The sequence below is a fragment of the Erwinia amylovora genome, from assembly GCF_017161565.1.
Taxonomy (GTDB): Bacteria; Pseudomonadota; Gammaproteobacteria; order Enterobacterales; family Enterobacteriaceae; genus Erwinia; species Erwinia amylovora.
In genome coordinates this window covers 1137422-1157168 of sequence record NZ_CP066796.1, presented here as the reverse complement: position 1 = coordinate 1157168, position 19747 = coordinate 1137422, and the positions used below count along the sequence as shown (strand labels likewise).

The 19747-nt window shown below is 52.3% G+C and carries 19 protein-coding genes and 1 tRNA gene; 5 read left to right on the top strand and 15 right to left on the bottom strand.

From position 1 onward, the window contains the following. The first annotated feature begins 481 nt into the window (after positions 1 to 481). Entirely contained in the window at positions 482 to 949 is a 468-nt protein-coding gene (locus JGC47_RS05365; RefSeq protein WP_004156578.1) for a PNPOx family protein, read from the top strand. Between the two features lie 43 nt (positions 950 to 992). On the opposite strand, the gene JGC47_RS05360 is transcribed toward JGC47_RS05365, so the two are convergent. Together JGC47_RS05360 and pqqU are read right to left on the bottom strand one after the other, a co-directional pair. Beyond that, the gene (locus JGC47_RS05360) at positions 993 to 3374 is read right to left on the bottom strand and encodes a glucose/quinate/shikimate family membrane-bound PQQ-dependent dehydrogenase (RefSeq protein ID WP_004156572.1); all 2382 of its coding nucleotides are present in this window, start codon (positions 3372 to 3374) and stop codon (positions 993 to 995) included. Between the two features lie 166 nt (positions 3375 to 3540). Beyond that, entirely contained in the window at positions 3541 to 5682 is a 2142-nt protein-coding gene (pqqU, locus tag JGC47_RS05355; protein WP_004161914.1) for a TonB-dependent receptor PqqU, read from the bottom strand. A gap of 443 nt (positions 5683 to 6125) precedes the next feature. Here pqqU and JGC47_RS05350 point away from each other — a divergent pair, with 443 nt between their 5' ends. Next, a complete protein-coding gene (locus tag JGC47_RS05350) occupies positions 6126 to 6500 on the top strand; it encodes a hypothetical protein (RefSeq protein ID WP_004156568.1) in 375 nt (124 codons plus the stop codon). A gap of 271 nt (positions 6501 to 6771) precedes the next feature. Further along, positions 6772 to 8241 (top strand): leucine-rich repeat domain-containing protein, encoded by a 1470-nt coding sequence (locus JGC47_RS05345; RefSeq protein WP_004156566.1) that lies wholly within the window; start codon positions 6772 to 6774, stop codon positions 8239 to 8241. Between the two features lie 578 nt (positions 8242 to 8819). On the opposite strand, the gene JGC47_RS05340 is transcribed toward JGC47_RS05345, so the two are convergent. The 10 genes from JGC47_RS05340 to ymcF form a co-directional block, all read right to left on the bottom strand. Further along, a complete protein-coding gene (locus tag JGC47_RS05340) occupies positions 8820 to 10403 on the bottom strand; it encodes an ABC transporter ATP-binding protein (protein ID WP_004156540.1) in 1584 nt (527 codons plus the stop codon). Between the two features lie 2 nt (positions 10404 to 10405). Continuing rightward, positions 10406 to 11215 (bottom strand): ABC transporter permease, encoded by an 810-nt coding sequence (locus tag JGC47_RS05335; RefSeq protein ID WP_004156539.1) that lies wholly within the window; start codon positions 11213 to 11215, stop codon positions 10406 to 10408. 69 nt (positions 11216 to 11284) lie between these two features. Next, positions 11285 to 12274, bottom strand: coding sequence for an ABC transporter permease (locus JGC47_RS05330; protein ID WP_004156538.1), 990 nt, complete (start codon positions 12272 to 12274; stop codon positions 11285 to 11287). A 6-nt stretch (positions 12275 to 12280) separates the two neighbouring features. Further along, entirely contained in the window at positions 12281 to 13825 is a 1545-nt protein-coding gene (locus tag JGC47_RS05325; RefSeq protein ID WP_004156537.1) for an ABC transporter substrate-binding protein, read from the bottom strand. A gap of 54 nt (positions 13826 to 13879) precedes the next feature. Then, positions 13880 to 14782 (bottom strand): homocysteine S-methyltransferase family protein, encoded by a 903-nt coding sequence (locus JGC47_RS05320; RefSeq protein WP_004156536.1) that lies wholly within the window; start codon positions 14780 to 14782, stop codon positions 13880 to 13882. A gap of 131 nt (positions 14783 to 14913) precedes the next feature. After that, positions 14914 to 15270: a hypothetical protein gene (locus JGC47_RS05315; protein WP_004156512.1), complete on the bottom strand. Its 357-nt coding sequence runs from the start codon at positions 15268 to 15270 to the stop codon at positions 14914 to 14916. A 256-nt stretch (positions 15271 to 15526) separates the two neighbouring features. Then, positions 15527 to 15964, bottom strand: coding sequence for an RcnB family protein (locus JGC47_RS05310; protein WP_004156510.1), 438 nt, complete (start codon positions 15962 to 15964; stop codon positions 15527 to 15529). Between the two features lie 170 nt (positions 15965 to 16134). Then, positions 16135 to 16566, bottom strand: a complete 432-nt coding sequence (locus tag JGC47_RS05305) for an OsmC family protein (RefSeq protein WP_004156507.1) — start codon at positions 16564 to 16566, stop codon at positions 16135 to 16137. Positions 16567 to 16736: 170 nt separating this feature from the next. Then, positions 16737 to 16970 carry a hypothetical protein gene (locus tag JGC47_RS05300; RefSeq protein WP_013035926.1) on the bottom strand — a complete coding sequence of 78 codons (234 nt, stop codon included), beginning with the start codon at positions 16968 to 16970 and terminating at the stop codon, positions 16737 to 16739. 26 nt (positions 16971 to 16996) lie between these two features. Beyond that, positions 16997 to 17080, bottom strand: coding sequence for a cold shock small protein YmcF (gene ymcF, locus JGC47_RS18085; RefSeq protein ID WP_479684354.1), 84 nt, complete (start codon positions 17078 to 17080; stop codon positions 16997 to 16999). A gap of 405 nt (positions 17081 to 17485) precedes the next feature. Between ymcF and JGC47_RS05295 the strand changes: the two genes are divergently transcribed. Further along, positions 17486 to 17559 (top strand) — tRNA-Gly (locus tag JGC47_RS05295). A gap of 29 nt (positions 17560 to 17588) precedes the next feature. On the opposite strand, the gene JGC47_RS05290 is transcribed toward JGC47_RS05295, so the two are convergent. Next, positions 17589 to 17885: a hypothetical protein gene (locus tag JGC47_RS05290; RefSeq protein WP_004156501.1), complete on the bottom strand. Its 297-nt coding sequence runs from the start codon at positions 17883 to 17885 to the stop codon at positions 17589 to 17591. A 229-nt stretch (positions 17886 to 18114) separates the two neighbouring features. Beyond that, a complete protein-coding gene (locus JGC47_RS17550; protein WP_024015191.1) occupies positions 18115 to 18276 on the bottom strand; it encodes a YnfU family zinc-binding protein in 162 nt (53 codons plus the stop codon). Between the two features lie 236 nt (positions 18277 to 18512). Between JGC47_RS17550 and JGC47_RS05285 the strand changes: the two genes are divergently transcribed. Further along, positions 18513 to 18818 (top strand): hypothetical protein, encoded by a 306-nt coding sequence (locus JGC47_RS05285; RefSeq protein WP_004156497.1) that lies wholly within the window; start codon positions 18513 to 18515, stop codon positions 18816 to 18818. 121 nt (positions 18819 to 18939) lie between these two features. Here JGC47_RS05285 and JGC47_RS17545 read toward each other — a convergent pair whose 3' ends face one another. Next, positions 18940 to 19200, bottom strand: coding sequence for a hypothetical protein (locus JGC47_RS17545; protein ID WP_004156494.1), 261 nt, complete (start codon positions 19198 to 19200; stop codon positions 18940 to 18942). Positions 19201 to 19747: the final 547 nt, after the last annotated feature.

Genomic DNA, 19747 nt, shown 5'->3' with positions numbered 1-19747 from the left:
ACCCTCTGCGCATGGCGTTGCACAAACCGTGGCTATTCAGAATAATCCCCTGTGAATTAACGCAAATTGGTTAGCATCAATTCTATATATAGTCTAAATATAAATTGCTCAGGCCCGGGAAGGAGATTCTCCGTCAAACGATCTGTTGCAACGAGCGGGGTTAATAACGGTTTAACAACGGGAGATCGGATTTAGCAACTGTCTGCGGAGGTAATAGAAATATAAATAAAATTTATGTTAATGTCAGGTAAATAATAGAGAAAATAACCACTTAGATTGCAACTGTTGATCGGACGATAAATAACAAGGGGCCAAATGACTGGCGCTGTTAAGTCATAATCTGGCATTCTTGCCGGACGCGTCTGCCCCTGATGCGGCAGCGCAAGACGGCGAAAATTAAGATTAAACCGAGTAAAGCGCGGGGCAAAATAATACTTGCGCAAGTTACATTGGTCATTTCTGTATCAAGGAGAAACGATATATGACCGACGCCAGCACTCTGACTGCTGAACTCATGGCACTGCTCGACGGGTCGCTGCCTGCCAGCCATTTGCATCAGGCGATCCGCCTGTCGAGCGTGGGCGAAAATGGCTGGCCCTACGCGGCTCAACTCAGTCTGGGGGAGATTATTGCCCGCTCGCCCAGCGAATTGCTATTTGCCATCTGGCCGGGATCCACCACTACCGCCAACCTGAAGCGCAACGATAAAATCACGCTGGCACTGGTGCTGGATGGTGCCGTGCTGGAAATTCAGGCACAGGCGGCTTTACGGTCGGAGACATTAACGGCATTGAAACTGGCGGTATTCAGCGCTGAAGTGAAGCAGGTGCTGGCCCATCGCGCTCCTTATGCCACGGTATCAAGCGGCTTAACGTTTTGCCTGAAGGATGAAGCCGCTGCCTTTGCCCGCTGGCGCGAACAGATTAACGCGCTGCAAGCGCTGGCATAAAAAAAGGCGACCCAAACGGGTCGCCCTGATTGGCCGTCAGCGTTTACTGGCTGTCCGGCAGTGCGTAAGCCTTCACATAGTCGCCCAGCTTTGTGCCGAACGAACCGTGTCCGCCAGCATAAATCAGTACGTACTGCTTGCCGTTAACTTCATACGTCATTGGCGTTGCCTGACCACCCGCGGGCAAACGCGCTTCCCACAGCTGTTTGCCGTTAGAGACGTTAAACGCGCGCAGATAGTTATCGGCCGTTGCCGCAATAAAGAACAGGTTGCCTGCCGTGGCAACTGGCCCACCCAGCATTGGCATACCCATTTTAAACGGCAGCGGCAGCGGCGAGCTGTCGCGCACGGTGCCGATGCGTTTCTTCCACACGATATCGTTAGTCTTCAGGTCTACCGCAGAGATATAGCCCCATGAAGGCTGCTTGCACGGTAATCCGATCGGAGACAGGAACGGATTCAGCATTACGCCGTACGGCAAACCGTACTGGGGCTGAATGCCTTTTTCGCTACCGGTGCCGCCTTTGTCATTCTCATCCGGCTCGCCAGGGTTGCCCGGCCCGCGCGGGATCAGACGGGAAACGAACGGCAGCGCCATAGGGTTGACAATGGCAACCTGACGATCGCCATCCACCGCGATGCCGCCCCACTCGAACATACCAAGGTTACCCGGGAACACCAGAGTGCCCTGCTCGGATGGCGGAGTGAACGGACCTTCGTAACGCAGCTGGTGGAACATCACCCGGCAAACAAGCTGATCGTAGAGCGTTGCGCCCCACATATCTTTGCCCGCCAGCTGTGCTTTCGGACGGTAGCTTAATTCGGAATAGGGCTGCGTTGGCGAAACACGATCGCCCTTCGCTGCCCCACCCGGCACCTGCATTTCCGGAGCCGGAACCACTGGCTGACCGTTGGTACGATTCAGCACAAAGATATCGCCGGTTTTGGTCGGAATATAAATCACCGGAACCTTGTGGCCATCTTTGCCATCAATATCCGCCAGCGTAGGCTGCGCCGGAACGTCCATGTCCCACAGATCGTGATGCACGGTTTGATAGAACCAGGCCAACTTACCGCTGGTCGCATTCAGCGCCAGCACGCCGGTAGCAAAGCGCTCCATTTCCGGGGTGCGGTGGCCGCCCCAGATATCAGGCGTCGACACGCCCATCGGCAGATAAACCAGATCCAGTTTGGCATCGTAAGCTGCCGGCGCCCATGAGTTCGGTGAATTCGGCGTGTATTTCTGCTCATCCTGCGGCAGCAAATTGGGATCCTTTGCGCCGCTATCAAATGCCCACAGCAGTTTGCCGGTGTTGACATCGAAACCACGCACCACGCCGGACGGCTGTTTAGTGGAGTAGTTATCGGTGACCGCGCCCGCCATCACAATACTGGTGGCGGTGACAATCGGTGGTGACGTTGGCTCATAAGAACCTACTTTTGCGTAAGGCATATTGCTTTGCAGATCCAACCGACCGTTATCGCCAAATTCCTTACACAGGGCGCCGCTTTCAGCGTCCAGCGCGTACATACTGCCGTCATTTACCGGCAGCAGAATACGCCGCGAGCAAAGAGCAGGCTGCGTTCCGGCTGGAGTGGCCGCCGCCTGCGGCGTCTGGTAATAAGAGACGCCGCGACAGGTCACATGCTGGAAGGTCGGGTTCGGCTTCAGCCTGGGATCGAACATCCATTTCTTCTTACCGCTGGCCGCATCCAGCGCAAACAGCTGTTGATGCGCGGTGCACAGGTAGAGCGCATTGCCGATTTTGATCGGCGTGGCCTCATTGGTGATCTCCCCCGGATCGCTTGGGGATTTCAGGTCACCGGTACTAAAGGTCCAGGCCTCCTGCAGTTCGCCCACGTTTTTATCGTTAATCTGCTTCAGCGGGGAGTAGCGCGTACCGCCCTGGGTTCGGCCATAGGCCGGCCAGTCGCCCGGCGCCACGCCGTCCGCCGCAGACAACGATGCCGCCTGTTGTGAACTAAGCGTACCGTTTATTTCCTGCGGGTCGTTAAACACCGAGTAAGCCAGCACCGCCACAACCAAGACCAGCACGGCAGATAGCGCGACGCGTGGCAAAGCCCCTTTGGCATTTAACTCACGCCAGATAAACGGCAACGCCAGCCATAATCCCAGGAAGAAGGTGACGTCCAGACGCGGAGTCAGCGCCCAGAAGTCAGAACCCACTTCCCACAGCGACCAGACGGTGGTACCCAGCAGGAACAGGGCGTACAACAACAGCGCAGCCCCCCGGCGGCGATGCAGCAGAAATGCGGTGATCATCATAACCACACCAGCGATGATGTAGTAGAGAGAACCGCCCAGTTTAGCCAACCAGATACCGCCAGCTAACAGATATAAGCCACTCAGTGCGGCGAATATAACCGTTAGCAGGATCAGTATTCTTGATGCTTTACTATGCATAGTTTGAACCTTACCCAATTTAAAAGTCATCGTTGAAGCCTAAAGCGTCTTGCTAAAATCCGCGTTTATGCTTACTTATCCATCCCGTCTTGTTGCGACGGTACTAAAGCAAGTGTCCCTGGCAGCCACTTGCCGGATCCGTTGCCGGGCCTGGCCCGGCGAAAATTCAAAACTGATAGCTGATGGTGGCACCACCGCCCCAGTTACGCCCCGGTGCCGGTTCGAGGTAGCGGCTGTTGCCTTCGTTGACGATCACCGACCCGATGTACCGACGGTCGAACAGGTTATCGACGCGGCTAAACAGATCCAGAGACCATTTGTTCCAGTTGAAGCGATAGCCGCCATTCAGGCTGGCAACGGTATAAGACGGGGCCTGGGCATCGTTAGCGTCATTGGCCTGAATGTTGCTCATATAGCGAATGTCCGCCCCGGCGTGCCAGCCGCTTTCCGGGGCATACTGCAGCGAGGCGTATGCCATATTGCGCGCAATACCCGGCAGACGGTGGCCCGCCGGGGTGCAGATGCGCTTTACATTACAGGTTTCATTGCGGTAGCGGGCATCCAGCAACGTCCAGGCAAGCTTCACCCGCCAGTCCGAAGCAAACTGCTGGTCGAAGCCCAGCTCCAGCCCACGGCGGCGCGTTTCCCCGGCGTTTTTGTAAACGCTGCGGCCATTTTCATTGTCATCTGCCACCAGCTCATTATCGCTATCGGTCTGGAACAGCGCTGCGGTTAGCAGGCCATAACCGATGCGGGTTTTGCTACCCAACTCTATGTTATCGCTGCTGGCCGGTTTTAATCCCAGATTTAGCCCGGTAATGCTGCCGTTAACCGAACGATAGGACAGCTCGTTAATCGTCGGGGTTTCGAAGCCGCGACCGGCGGAGAGATAAACATTCCATGCGTCACTGACCGCATAATTCAGCGCCCCCATCGGCAACAGCCGATGGTAACGCGCGCTGCCGCTGTCGTCGCCGTTTTTCGCAGTGATGTAGTCGTCGGTTGAATCAAAACTGACGGTGCTGTAGCGCAGCCCGGCATCCAGCGTTAACTTCGGCGTCAACCGCCAGCTGGTTTGCAGATAAGGGTCCAGGTTCCACAGGGTGTTTTTTTCATTACGCCGCTGCGCGCCCTTCTCACCGAAAGTCGCAACGCCACTTACCAGACTGTAGTTCTGGAAGCCCTGGCGGTGCTCGGTCATGGTTTCATAGTCAATTCCGCCGGTCAGCGTTACCGGCACCGCAGCCAGCTGACCCTCGTGCTGCCAGCGTGTATCAATGCCCTGATATTTCCGCTCCAGCACGATCACCCCGCCCGAATGAGCAGGTTTCAGCTGCGGCGGTTGCGGAATCGACTGATACTGGGTGGTGTGGCGCTCGCCGTGCCAGGTGGTCAGCGTCAACCGATCGCTATCGCTGAACGCGCGCTGGTAGCGCAGACCAAGCTGCGTTTGATCGAGGCTTTTACGGGTATTGAACGTATCGCCGCGTGGCGACTGTCGCGGATTGGCAAGGTACTCTTCTGCGCTCAACCCACCGGGATCGCTGGCGTCAACCGATACGCTGTTGAACATCAGCGTCAGGGTACTGACGTCATCCACCCGTACGCCGAGCTTGCCGTTACCGAGATCCTTCTGCGTGCCGCTGTGATCGCGGTAGCCGTGGGTGGTAAAGCGCGATGCGGAGAGGGTGTAATTGACGTCCCCTTTCTCGCTGCCATCCCCGGTCGCGCCGCTGACCTTAAGACTGTTACGCCACGAGCCGAAGCTGCCAAAGTAAGTCCCTGCTTCCAGCGTAGCAGGCTGGCTGCCGGAGAGGGTATCAATATTGACCACGCCACCGGAGGCATTGCCATACAGTGCGGAGTAAGGCCCGCGCAGCACTTCTGCTTTGCCCAGCGAGTTGATATCGATATTTGACGTCTGTCCCTGACCATCCGGCATAGTGGCGGGAATGCCGTCAACATACAGCCGCACGCCGCGCACGCCGTACATTGAACGGCTGCCGAAACCGCGCACCGACAGCTGCAGATCCTGCGCATAGTTCTGGCGATTTTGGATTTGCAGCCCTGGTACGCTGGCTAAGTTTTCAGAGAGGTTAACCTGTGCGCTGGCGCGGCGCAGATCGTCACCATCGACCACGCTGACCGCAGCGGGCGTATCCAGTTCGGACAGCCCGCCACGCTGTTTGATCACCATCAGGGACGGTTCCTGTCCCTGAACGCCGCCAGCATCAGCTTGCGCATAGCTGAAAGCAGCGGGTATCAGCAATAAAGACGTCAGAAACAGCGCTAAGAATTTATTATTCACTGGAATGATTCGATAAGTCTGATTAGTACCCCGGAGGGCTTATCTGGTGCAGCCTGGTAAGCTCCACTCGTCCCCTGTGATCGACCTGAGCATGCCAGGATAAATCGCAAAAAAGTACAAAACTGATGCAGCATTTTGCATCGACAACCGCCAAAATTGTGCTTCTCAATTCACGGCGAAAACACCCGGAAGCCTGTGATACAGGGGTTTTCTCCCTCAATTAGTGTGATCGAGATCGCAATATGCCGGTGATTGTAGCACTCATCAACAGACTTGCGAACTGGTGATAACACCTAAGCTGAATTGATTCAGTAAATGATTATCGCCAGACGGATGTGATAACTGAAGCCATCAACCTGCGCGGAACACAGCAGTAATAATGGCCTGATCAAGGTGTGACAGTGGGCTATAATTACCCCGACATAAAACCAACAGGATGCCGTATGTACCGTTCAGGACTTTGGTCAAAGCCAGATTGCTCGCCACGGCCTTACGTAATGGGCTTATTGCTGTCCGCGCTGTTGCTCAGTGCCTGCTCCTCTAACGAGCAGGGCCAAATGTGCGTGGGCAAGGTTGAAACACTGAGTGGTCAATCGCTGGGAACGTTGCAGGGCAGGATTATAGACCGTTTCAGCTCATTTTCAGTCAACCTGCCGTCGCTGAAACTTGACAGCGGCCCCTTGCACTCCAATGACCGTCAGCTCTATATCCCCATGGCGGTGACAGAGGATGGCTGGCTGACACAACGTATTTCTGACCACCGTTTCGCCCTGATTAATGCGCCAAAAGACCAGGCTATCACCCTCACCTGTCCATAACTGCAGTGCGCCTGCATCAGGCAGTCACATCGTGGTCAAAACGGCTAAGGTGCCGGGAGTATTAATTAATACCAGCCGTTATGTTGCTGACAAAGATATTTAATAAACGGAGCAGGAAAGAACATAATTTAATTTCCTGTCAATAAATTCTAACGCCTTTACAGGTGAATTTCACTTGTTTCAGCTGATTTTAATCTTATATATTTGCCGGGAGGTATTTATCCACCTCATCATAAAGAAAAACGTCAATCACTATAAATAAGGAATATTTATGTCAGTTCATACCAAAGGCGTACTTCATACTTTTGCAGCGGAAAGCATGATCTATTTTGAAGATAAAAATCTCGAATCCGCCATTAAAACCACCTTAAATCTGGCGGAAAGTGAAGGTGTTTCGACTCTCAATATATTGAACCTGACGCATCTCAGAGCTTTGGATAAAGACATCTCTGATTTATCAGGTTTAGAGTATGCAGAGAACCTGCAATTAGTTACCTTCACTGGAAATGATATTACCTCTCTGGAACCTTTGAAAAATCTTAACCATCTCTATAGCGTTGGTTTTGCCTATAACTCCAATCTCAAAATGGAGGAGATTCTTAAGCTGGAACATATCACCGAGCTTGATTTATCGGGTAATGAGTACTCAGACGAAGAGTTCGACCAGCTTGAGAAGTATTCGGAACTCACCGTTCTCTGGCTTAACTCGTGCCAGCTTAACTCAATTTCATTTATGTCCGGGATGAATAAACTCGTTCAGCTGCAGATCCAAAATAATAATCTGACGAATATTGATGCGTTAAACAGTAGCAGGCTGATTGGTATTTGGGCGACGAATAACCGCATCGTCTCCCTGAAAAACGTGGCAAACCTGTCAGGGCTGAAAAGACTCTGGATTGATAACAACCAGTTAATTTCCCTCGACTGGCTGGATAAAATGGAAAATGTTTCACATGTTTACGCCAGTAATAATAAGATCGAAAAAGCCGTCATTTCAGGCCATCAATACATTTATTTACTCCAGCTGGATGAGAGTAATATCACTGAAATTGAATTGACTAACTTACCCTCGCTGATGCAGATTAGCCTGAACTACAACAGGCTTGCCTCTTTCAGCCAGGCAGCTAACCTTCCTGCGCTACAATCAGTGAGTTTAATTGAAAATACCGAGTTGACCAATATTGAAGGCATCAGTGCGGCACCGAAACTGGTGCGATTGGTTTTGCAGGGCTGCCCTGGCATCACTGACTTCTCACCGGTTTCATCCCCGGAGCAACTTGTGCAGCTGTTTTGCAATAATACCGGCATCACCGATGAACAGATCAGAGATATAGGATTTAAGAGCAAACTGATCCTGTTAGCCGTTGCCGGGGGTAAACTCAGCAATATAGATTTTATTTCTCAATTCCCGGCTATTAAGCAGTTGGCTTTGATGGACAACCGCATCTCTGATATCAGTCAACTCGGTGATAACATCTCTCGCTATTCCGCAACCGATCAAAAAATCACTCTGGATGATGTCGCCATAGGGGAGAAAACGGAGATCTCGCTGAAAGGCAGATATTCACAGCGCGTTGAAAATATTGAATGGCTGACAGAGGGCAGCATCTCCACGGATGGGGATAAGCAATTTCTGACCTGGGCTGAAAGCGGTGACAATAAACTGAACTTCTCCTGGCAGGATAACAACAGCACGGAGATTTCTTTTAGCGGAACGTTTAGTCAGACCGTACATAAATAAACGTGTCTGCTGCAAAGTGGTGGCATTAAATTTACTGCGGTAAGAAAAATTTCGGCCTGCAATAACAGAACGGCAAAGTGCGTTGCAGGGAACGGTCGGGTAACACGATATCAGTGGTTACCCGACATCCTTACTATAAGAACAGGATCACACTCCCACACCAATGCGCAGAGATCCCGCTTTATCACTGCGTGAATAAGCACTACTATCCTGGTCAGGTTATTTACCCGTTACGCATACGCAGCCCGTTGGCACAGCTGAATATTTGACAGAGATCGTTAATGCCAGCGATGCCGTTAACCTGAACATGCCCGAAATGCAACCGGAACTCTTAGCGTGCATACAGTGAGCACGCCGTCAGTGGGCATACTGACAGAACCAGTAAGATAAAACATCGTCAGGATGCAGCCCCTGAATGTCAGCCGACTGGAGAGCAAAATTAGCCGGACACAAACCCATGCCGTTAATCGATAAAAGCACAAAGCCAGCGCATATCTCCATTGAGCAGCGCGACGCGGGTCATCGGTTATTAATGGCAAAACTTTATCTGCCAGCAACTTTTCTCAGGGACTTTTCATTCAGGCGTCTGCGCTCACTTCCTGCAACCAGCCGGGGCGCATTTGCGGTACTGCTGCCAGCAGTCGGGCGGTATAGTCGTCAAGCGGAGCACTGAATACCTGATCCAACCCTCCCTGGCGCACAACGTTGCCGTGACGTAACACCATCACTTCATCCGCCACTGCCCTGACGACATGCAAATCATGGGTGATAAACAGTAGCGAAACGCCGGTTTCCTGCTGCAATTTTTTCAGCAAGGCCAGCACCTCGCGCCCGACCAGCGGATCGAGCGCCGAAGTAGGTTCATCACAGACAATTAGCTGCGGCTGCACCGCCAGCGCACGGGCAATGCAGACGCGCTGTTTTTGCCCACCGGAGAGCGCATGAGGATAACGGTCGGCCAGCAACGGAGAAAGCCCCACCTTCACCAGTAGCTGATCAACTTGCGTATGACGTTGTGGCGCAGATAGCCCGGTCAGACACACCATCGCCCGTTCAATTTGCAGCCGGATGGTGAGCCGCGGATTAAGCGCGGTATCGGGGTGCTGGTGGATCATCTGCACACTTTGCAGCTGCTGGCGCGTGCGCTGACGGAGCGTGGCGGGCAGCGGCCGTTGGTTAAAATGAATCTCCCCGTGCGATGGCGTGACAAGACCACATACCGCGCGCCCGAGCGTTGATTTTCCTGCACCGGACTCACCGATCAACGCCAGCGTACGCCCACGGCCAATGGTCAGTGACACCGCATGCAGAACCTTATCGCCGTCATATTCAACGCTGACCTGCCGGGCAATAAGTAACGGCGATGTCGCGCTACGCGGCTTATGGGGTTCACCATGGCTGTGCAGCAGTTGGCGGGTGTAATCCTGCTGCGGCTGCGCCAGCAGCGCCTCAGTGGCGCCCGCTTCCACCTGGCGCCCACGGCGTAACACCATGATGCGCTGGCTAAGCTGGGCGACGACCGCCAAATCATGGCTGATATAGAGTGCGGCGACACCGGTCAGTTTGATGACCTGCTGAATAGCCCTCAATACTTCCAGCTGGGTAGTCACGTCCAGCGCGGTAGTGGGTTCGTCGAAAATAATCAGTTCAGGCCCGGCGCAAATTGCCATAGCTATCATGGCGCGCTGTAGCTGTCCACCAGAAACCTGATGCGGATAACGGTGGAAGAAAGCCTCAGGCTGCGGCAGCTGTAGCTGGGAAAAAATTTCAATGGCGCGACGAATAGCCGTACGGCGATCCCATACCTGATGACGAATGGCGCTTTCAATCACCTGCTCGCCAATTTTTTTCGCCGGATTAAAGGCCGCATTGGCGGACTGCGCCACATAGGCAATTTTCGCGCCGCGTACCTTACGCCATTGACGCTCTGACAGCGCGGTCAGTTCACGCCCGGAAAGGTAGATCTGCCCCCCGCTTAGCGTCATGCCGTGTCGACAGTGACCGAGTATGGCCTGACCTATGGTAGATTTGCCCGCCCCGGACTCGCCAATCAGCCCCAATACCTCGCCCTTACGCAGAGTTAAAGAGATGTCATCGACCAGTACTGCGCTACCCGCAGTAACCCGCAGTTTTTCAACGCTTAACAATGGTTGCTCGCTCATATTTACTCCCGCCAGCTACGAGTATGCTGGCTTAACAGCCAGTCGGCCACGCTGTTTAACACCAGCGCCAGCAGGGCAATCGCCGCGCCGGGGATCAGAGCGGCCCATACGCCAAACAGAATGCCGTCTTTGTTATCACGCGCCAGTCCTCCCCAGTCGGCAGCAGGCGGCTGAATGCCCAGCCCGAGGAACGATAGCGCCGACAGGAACAGCAGGATAAAGATAAAGCGTAATGCGAATTCTGCGACCAGCGTGGTGTAAGCATTCGGCAAGATCTCACGCCACAAAACCCAGCTCAGCCGTTCACCACGCAGGCGGGCCACTTCAATAAACTCCTGTGCGGCAATATCCAGAGCCAGAGAACGCGCCACGCGCAACACGCGGGTGGACTCAAGAATGCCCAGTACGGCAATAATCATCGGCATGGTTTTCGGCAGCATCGCCAACACCACCAGAGCCAGGATCAGCGTTGGGATCGCCATCAGCACATCGTTAACCCTGGATATCAGCTGGTCAACCCAGCCACGGGCGTAACCGGCCAGAAAACCCAGGAAGATACCGATGACAAACGCTAACAGCGTTGCCAGCGCGCTGACGCTCAGTGAGATGCGAGTCCCCCAGATCAGGCGAGAAAGCAGGTCGCGGCCAAGATTATCCGTCCCCAGCCAGTTTTGTGGCGTCATACTGCTCCATGCACTGCCGACTATCTGGTCCGGCGCATAAGGCGACAGCCACGGGGCCAGCAGCGCCACCAAAATGAACAGACTCAGCCCGATGGCTCCGGGGAGTACAGCAACTTTCAGTCTCAACATCTACAACAATTCCTGGTAGCATCCTGGCTGCCTGTAAAAGGTCACCAGGATATAAAACAGTGCCGTCGGTTAGCGGCCGTGACGCAGACGCGGGTTAGCCAACAGGGCAACCACATCCGCCAGAAGGTTCAGCAGAATATAGATTCCTGCCAACAGCAGCGCGCAATCCTGAATCACCGGGATATCACGTTTGCTAATGCTGTCCACCATATACTGGCCCAGGCCTGGATAGACAAAGACATTTTCGACAATCACCACGCCCACCATAAGCCAGGCAAGGTTCAGCACAATAACATTGATTATCGGCCCCCACGCGTTTGGCAACACATGTCGGAACAGGATCGCCGATGGCGACAGGCCCTTCATTAACGCGGTATCAACCCAGGCAGCATTCTGCGCAGTGACCAGTGCAGCGCGCGTCATATTGCTCATATGCCCGAGAATAGCGAAGATCAGCGTGACACAAGGCAGGGCAATGGCCTGCAGACGATCGACAAGCGGCATATCATCAGCGATGCTGCTGTTACTGGGCAACCAGAAAAGCGTGATGGAGAAAACCAGAATCAGCAGATAACCGGAGAAAAATTCCGGCAACGAAACGGCAGCCCGTGTAAACAGGTTAAGCAGTCGGTCAATCCACCGGCCCTGGTAGCGCGCGGAAATGAATCCTGTCACCAGCGCAAGCGGCACGGCGACCATTGCGGTAAAACTGGCCAGAGACAGCGTGTTCGCCAGCCGGTCCAGCAAGACCGGAGCAATGGCTTCACGGCTGGTGAAACTCTGGCCAAAATCGCCGTGCACTACGCCACCCAGCCAGGAGAGATAGCGGCTAAGCGCCGGCTGATCCAGCCCCAGCTGCTGATTAAGCGCCGCCACCGCTTGCGGTGTTGCCGATTGCCCCAGAATCGCGGTTGCTGCGTTGCCTGGCAGCAGCTGAATACCGATAAAAATGAGCATTGAAACCACCAGCAGCATGGCCACCCCAGCCAGCAGCCGCAAACTAATCAATTTTAACAGGGGAAAGTGTCCTTTCCCCCGACTATCACGAAATAGGCTCATGGAAAATTACGCAAACCACACTTTTTCCGCTGCACGGTTACCGCTCATCGTAAAGCCCGGAATGGCAACGAAGCCACGGATTTTACTGCTGGCCGCATCCAGTGCATCGGCGTAGAGCGGGATGATTTCGCTGCCCTTCTCCACCAGCATCACCTGAATATCATGGTATATCTGGCGGCGTTTCTGTTCATCCTGTTCAGCGCGCGCAGCTTTGACCAGCTGATCGAATGCCGGCTCTTTCCACTGCGACTCGTTCCACGGGGCGTTGCTGGTGAATACCAGCGACAGCAGTGCATCCGCCGTCGGGCGCAGTGCCCAGTTGGAGGAAACAAAGGGCTTCTTCATCCAGACGTTATCCCAGAAAGCATCATCCGGCACGCGTTCAACCTTCAGCGGAATACCAGCTTTTGCGGCAGAGTTTTGGTACAGCTGACCGGCATCCACCGCGCCCGGGAAGCCAGCCTCGGCAACCGACAGCACCAGTGGCCCGCCAAAACCGCTTTTCTGCCAGTGGAATTTGGCTTTTTCCGGGTCATAAGGACGCTGCGGAATGTCCTTAGCGAAATAGGGGCTGGACGGAAAAATCGGGTTGTCATTGGCTACGCTGCCATAACCACTAAGAACGGTGTTTATGATCTGCTGACGATCGATGGCATATTTCAGCGCGAGACGCCCGTCGAGGGTGTTAAATGGTGCTGCATTAGCAAGACCAGGGAAGGTGAAAATCTGACTGTCACGCGAACGCAACAGCTGGATGGCTGGCATCCGTTTTAGCCGATCGACAATACGTGGGTTAACGCGGTTTATCAGATGTGCAGAACCACTGGCCAGCGCGGCAACACGAGCCGTGGAGTCATTCATCGCCAGCGTTTCAACAGAATCAACATGACCGCGAGCCGGGTTCCAGTGATTAGGGTTACGCTTCACCAGGGTCCGCACTCCGGGCTTGAAGTTTTCGAGAATAAAGGCACCGGTACCAATGCCTTTATCGAAGCTTTCGTGTTCGGCGGTGATAGCAAAATGCACATCGCTTAACAGCGCAATAAACTCAACATTTGGCTCTTTCAGCTTGATGACAACCTGGTTTGGCGTAGCGGCTTCCAGCGATATCACCGGCTCCAGATAGCCCTTGACCGAGGAGCTGGATTTCTCGTCACGATGATGATTAAGCGAATAAACTACATCTTTGGCAGTCAACGTGCGGCCATCATGGAATTGTACGCCCTGACGGATATTGAGCAGCCAGGTTTTACTGCCGTCCCGGGCTTCCCAGCTTTCCGCCAACGAAGGGACGATCTTGCCCTGCTCATCAATTTCTACCAGGCAGTTAAACAACTGCGAACCGACGAAGTACATGTAGGATTCAAACCAGAATGCCGGGTCCAGACGATCGGTACTGGACGCATTGTCGATGCCTACAATCAGGTGGCCGCCTTTTTTGGCGGTTTCCGGCGTAGTTTCAGCCGCCCAAAGTGGGGATAAAGGCCAGCCGCAGCAGGCAGCAGCAACAGAAAGTGCACCGGTGGTTTTAATAAAGTTGCGACGATTCATGATGTTGTTTTCCTGTTTTTATTTTTTTCCGCAATGCGGTTGGGGCACTGGTGTTTATTTAAACGCGCTGGCCAGGCACCGGATGTGTTCAGGTCCAATACCACAACATCCGCCGACCAGAGTAGCACCTGCCGCTACCCACTCGCGCGCCCAGCGCAAATAGCCTTCCGGATGAGTATCCTGCCGTAAGTCGCTCAGACCTTCATTTGCTCCGCCTCCGTTGCTGCCGTGCTCGAACGCATTGGCGTAAACGCCAATTCCTGCCTCAGAGCCAAGCCGACGCAAAGTTGCGGCCGCCTGCTGCACTGCCGATAGCATGACTTCCGGATTGCTGCAGTTGAACAGAATATGGGTTGCGCCTGACTCCACCGCCAGCTCAACGGCTGCAGAAACGCTTTCACCCGAACGCAACGTACTGTCGCGTCGCGTTTTATCAGGGTCATCCTCCAGGCTGAACGACAGCCATAAAGGATGAGGCTGATCCGCTACCGCCTGGTGAATAGCGACCGCTTCTGCCAGTGAACTGATGGTTTCACCCAGCCAGATGTCTACGTAAGGGGCTTGTGCCGCTACCAGTAGGCGATAGATCTTCAGTGCCTGTTGCGCATCAAACAGATCGGGCCGATATGAACCCAACGCCGGAGGCAGGCTGCCTGCCACCTGCACCGGATGCGTGGCGGCATTGGCAGCCTGGCGCGCCAACTGACCGGCCAGCGCGGCCAGATACTCACCGTCAGCGTGGAAACGCGCTTGACCAATGTGGAAAGGGACAACTGCATAGCTGTTGGTAGTGATGGTGCCCGCTCCGGCAGAGATAAAGCTATCGTGAACCTCACGTACCCTTTGCGGAGCCTCATACAGCGCCAACGCAGACCATTCTGGCTGGCGAAAAGGGGCCCCTGCTCTGGCCAGTTCACGCCCCATTCCACCGTCCAGGATCTTTATCTGCTGCGTCATTGGCCTTTTCCTTAGAGAATATTCTTATGTACATGCTACATAAGGTGATGGCTACATGTCCAGACGTCTATAAGGTTAAATACAGGATAGTTTGGTTCGGGCGGGAAGTGAGCGGGTACCCCCAGCAGGCTTCAGAAAAGGAGTTTTGCCAACCCCAGCCCGAGGGCAAGCAACCCGAGCTGATATGTGGCAAACCACTTGGAGTGGGCGGCCAGGGACTGGTGAAGCTCGCTACGCAGGCTCTCCATTTTACTGTCAAGCCGGAAGACATCTTCTTTGGTGACGTAATTAGACTTGTTTACCCCCACATCGATCTTCAGGGTACCGACATCCTCCTTCAGCTTACTTACATCGTTTTTCAACCGGTCGACACCGACTTTGAGCGCGCCAACATCCGTTTTAGGCATCCCTGTGTCTGTTTTCAACATCGCCACATCGGCTTGTAACAGGCCAACATGCCCTGTCAGTCTATCCATGCGGTTTTCCATGTTCTGTCCTTAGTCAGGTTTATGTTAGCAAGCTGTTCATTCAGTCCGATGTGGTCATCATAATTGAGCAAATGCCGGGGCAACAAGCCTGACGCTGACGATAATATGCGGCATATGCCGAAGAAATGAGATGTAACAGCATGCAACATAACAGGCTGAAAATAATAATAATGGCGCGAGTAAGACCAATTCTTCAGCGGAATAACCTGTAGAAAAATGGGATAAGCCGATGGCGCAGAGCATCGGCTGAAGAGGATCAGTGGTAGCCTGACCCTGACAAATTACCGACGATGATCGCCGTAATCAGCCCCGTTGCAGCCGCAATCAGCACATAATTGCCGTCTATATAAGCCCAGTGCGCACCGCGCGGTGGCTCGTCCAGTCCACGGTCGCGCCAGTCGTCAACGCGGTAGTCGCCGCCACGGTAGCGCCGGGGAGCCGGCTGACCACGGCGAAAATCATCGCCGAGCCAGGTGAAATGATTACGTTGTTCCGGGCCTTCACGACTGCCGTAACCACGATCGATGTGGCCAGGGTCGGCACGACGGTCGTCGCCACGATTATCGTGCTCACCCTGCCGCTGGTGCCAGGAGCGATCCGGGCCATCGCCCGGACCTTGTGCATGCGAAAGGTGTGTAAAAAAAGCGCCTGCTGTGAAAATGACAATTATTGCTGACAGTGTTGTTTTTTTCATTTTGATATCCTCATTTAGCATACGGCCTGAAAACTGCCGCTGCCTGAATATCAGGGAAAGCACAACACTACCCAATCTCTCCAACTCCTAAAGCAGAAGGATTAGTGCGTTTTTTTCACATCCTTAACAGTTTCCTGACTTAACCAGAACATCATCATCTTCAACCGGAGTTAATTTTCCAGCTGGTAGTCAAGGCTAATTTCAGTATTAAGCAGTTTAGAGATTGGGCATCCTGCTTTCGCCTGCTGGATGATCCCGTCAAAGGTGGATTTTTCAATCCCCGGTAATGCAATCTTGCTCTGCAGCGCCACTTTGGTAATGGAAAAACCACCATCCACTTTGTCCAGCGAAACATCGGCGGTGGTATCAATACTTTCAGGCGTATGCCCGGCTTCACCCAGCATTAGCGAAAGCGCCATCGAAAAACAGGCTGCGTGCGCAGCGCCGATCAACTCTTCCGGGTTGGTTCCCGGTTTACCTTCAAAACGAGTATTGAATCCGTACGGCTGCTGGCTTAGCGCACCACTTTCGGTGGAAACCGTGCCTTTACCCTGCTTAATGTTGCCTTCCCAGTGTGCCTGTCCTTTCTTATGAATGGTCATTGTTGTTCTCCGGTTGTTTAACATCAGCTACCATTATAGCCGCTGTATTGGAGTGCGCTGACCAGCGGGCCATTAAACGACCTGCTAATGCCGGAAACCGAGTAATAAGGTGCAAGCGCTGATGGCTGCATCACCTCGATATCAGCAGGCGTAAGGTTTGAGAGACCGGCTTAAAACCGCATTTTGCCCGCAAAACACCGGGACTGCTGTAAAGCCATATACTGGATATGATAGACTTCGCCTTCCCCTTTAATGACCAACACAAGGTGAAATGGCGTGAATAAAAGAGCAATTGCCCCCGGACTTATCTTTTTAGCTGCGATGGCGTTTTTGTTCTGGTTTATCGCATCTGGCGCGGCAATGCCGGGGAACTGAGAGGCGAAACTGAGGAGGATATCTACCATCGGCAACAAGCCGACGGCAATGATTATCAGCTGGCAAATGCCTTATAACTGACCATCATTTGAGCTTTACAGAAAATGCAGTTGGCACCGTGAGGATTTTTGGCAGTGATGTTAAAGACTGAGAAGCGGTACTGACATCCTTGACAAGACGGGCACTGATATTTGATATTTTGGATAATAAACCTGCTTAATTTTTTATAGTATGGAAATTCAGACTAACACGATTTCGCCTATGTGTCAGTTTTATTCACCTTGCGCCAATTCAGCATGACGTGAAAATCCGCCGGGTCGAAAACCGCATACTCTCATGTCGTCAATAAGAAACGTTAACTATGCTGGTAACGGGCTTCAGGGCGGCTCAATTCAGGACCCACATCTCTTCTTGATAAGAAAAAATGATTTGGCTGATCGGAACACGCTGCTGGCCAGCTGGGGAAGTGCGAACGGCATAAGCGATTTAGCTCTGCCATAATTAAACAATTGTTTTATAAGTGTGTTATACTGCGCCACGCCAGGCGGCCATCGTATAATGGTATTACCTCAGCTTCCCAAGCTGATGACGCGGGTTCGATTCCCGCTGGCCGCTCCAAGACTGCTCTTTCACGTCCAATATATTGCTCAGCTTTGGCTGGCCGCGTAGCTCTTGACCTTGCCGTTAAGTAATCTTATGGTCAGCGTCCTTCCCTGCGTAGTGCTCATTGCTTTTGCCTGGCTCCAGGTCCACATTAAAATAGTTTGCCCCTGCGGAAAGGGCGTTTCTGAAGATGGTTGACCAAATAAAGCTATCAGATCCTGCCTGGACGTAACGTCATATTTTATTTGCGCCAGTTTTGTATCATCAAAATTCTGCCCGACCGAAGCCGTACATGCACTTAACAACCCCCAAACCAGGCACAGCATGATTTTTTTATACATATTCGGCCTCTATGGTGATCGGTTTATTCCTAAGCTGACTAAACTACAGCAAAAAACGAACTCAGGGTAGCCTCCAGTTTTACATCAACTATCATAGAGTTATCATGGCATCGTGCCGCTGGCGCGAGATATCATTTCTCCACTATGCGGTTTCTTGCCCTGAAAAGGCTGACCAGATAGGTGAAGTTTTTAGCGCCACGCATTAACCCCTGTTTATCAGTAGCAGGTTTTAGCTGTGTATAACGAAAAGGGATTTACACTGCGGGCAAATTAAGGTCTGTTTTTTAGATATTTTAATGGTTGATTGCTTTGAAGTTTTATCGCAGACAGGGCACCTTGCATCATTTGTGGTTTTGCCAATTTTAGCCAGCGCAAGATTGAAAAGAGACATGATATTCGACCTCATTGGTGAACGAGATGCACCATAACACGATTGCTGTTTTTTTACCCAAAGAAACGAAGTTCGAGGGAGATAAAGTATTACCTCTGTGGATCCGCCACATGATTTCAAGCCCCGTTACGTTTTCCAGCAGCGGCGAGGTAGTAATGACAGTCAATAGCTGTGGCAGGCGAAATGAACAGCATTGGTTATAATACTCCTACCTTAACACCGATTGCAGGTGATCTATGCTGTGGCTCGAACAAGGTCTCTATCTGAGAGTACAGGAAATGGAAAACGGCCCGCGTCCACTTCCATTGCAGAGTGGATTTAGTAGCAACACAGCCTATCGTGCGTTGGGCTGCTTTAACCCTTCAGAAACATCTGATGCTTACTACATTCTTTCGAACGACCGTGACGAAATTTGGTTTATCTGTAACCGTCATCTGCGCACCGTGTGCTTAATCAATGAGAGTAACGACTTCAGGCTTCCGATCGTTGCAACATCACCCATTTTCAATGCTGCTCAAAATGGCGCCAGTAAACCTAACTGATTAATTTCTGGCGCACAATGCGCCAGATATGGCTTAAGTCTAAAGCGCAGAGCATTGCCGGGAAGGCTCCGAAGGCCATTACACCGACCGCTCGTCAGCGTGATCCTGCCGACCTGGCCCGCTACCTCATATCGGCTTCAGGCATGATTTCCACTAAAACCAGCGGACATTTTTTAACCTTACAGGCTTGCGAGTAAGCCAGGGAGCATACGGAACAGAGATCCTTCGCCTCAGAATGATATTGATATTCCATAAAGTAACGGAACTTTCCCCCGCAAGAATCTGTTCGCCAGAAACGTTGAGGCTCAAAAATCTCATCAAGTTGCCTGAATGTCAGGGCTGAAGGGTTATGAAACCCAACTCTTACGCGATATGTTGTCATGGCACGATTATTTTCTCATGCAGTGCCATACGCAACACGTTGTTAATACTCACTGAGATAGGAAAAACCTTCATTATTGTCCGCCCCGGAAAAACTGGGGAATGCCGGATAGTCTCGCCCCTGGTGGCAACGATGCCGCTCTGAAACAAAAACAGAAAGATATGGAAAAGCTTCCAGGCGCCAGCCTTCAGAAGCAATAAAAAGAGCACTCTCAATTGATGTATGAAAGCCTCAATTTCAACTCCTCCCGGGTACCGGGTTATACCATTATGATTGCTTACACGTTTTTTTAAATCATAACTCCTGACTATTGGTTAAGGATAAAGACTCAAGCGGTACCTATTTCGCCAACCACAAAGTCAAACTCAGTGAAAAAACGGCAATACTCCAGCAACTTACTCGTTATTATGACATTAGCCTGAGTCACCAGTTTTATATTATTTAATGATTGTTTTATTATCAACATTTCTGCAAAGGCTTTTGTCACTCTGTTTAATACATTTTCTTCAAAATTAATAATAACTTTTCACTAAGACTTATCTTTGCC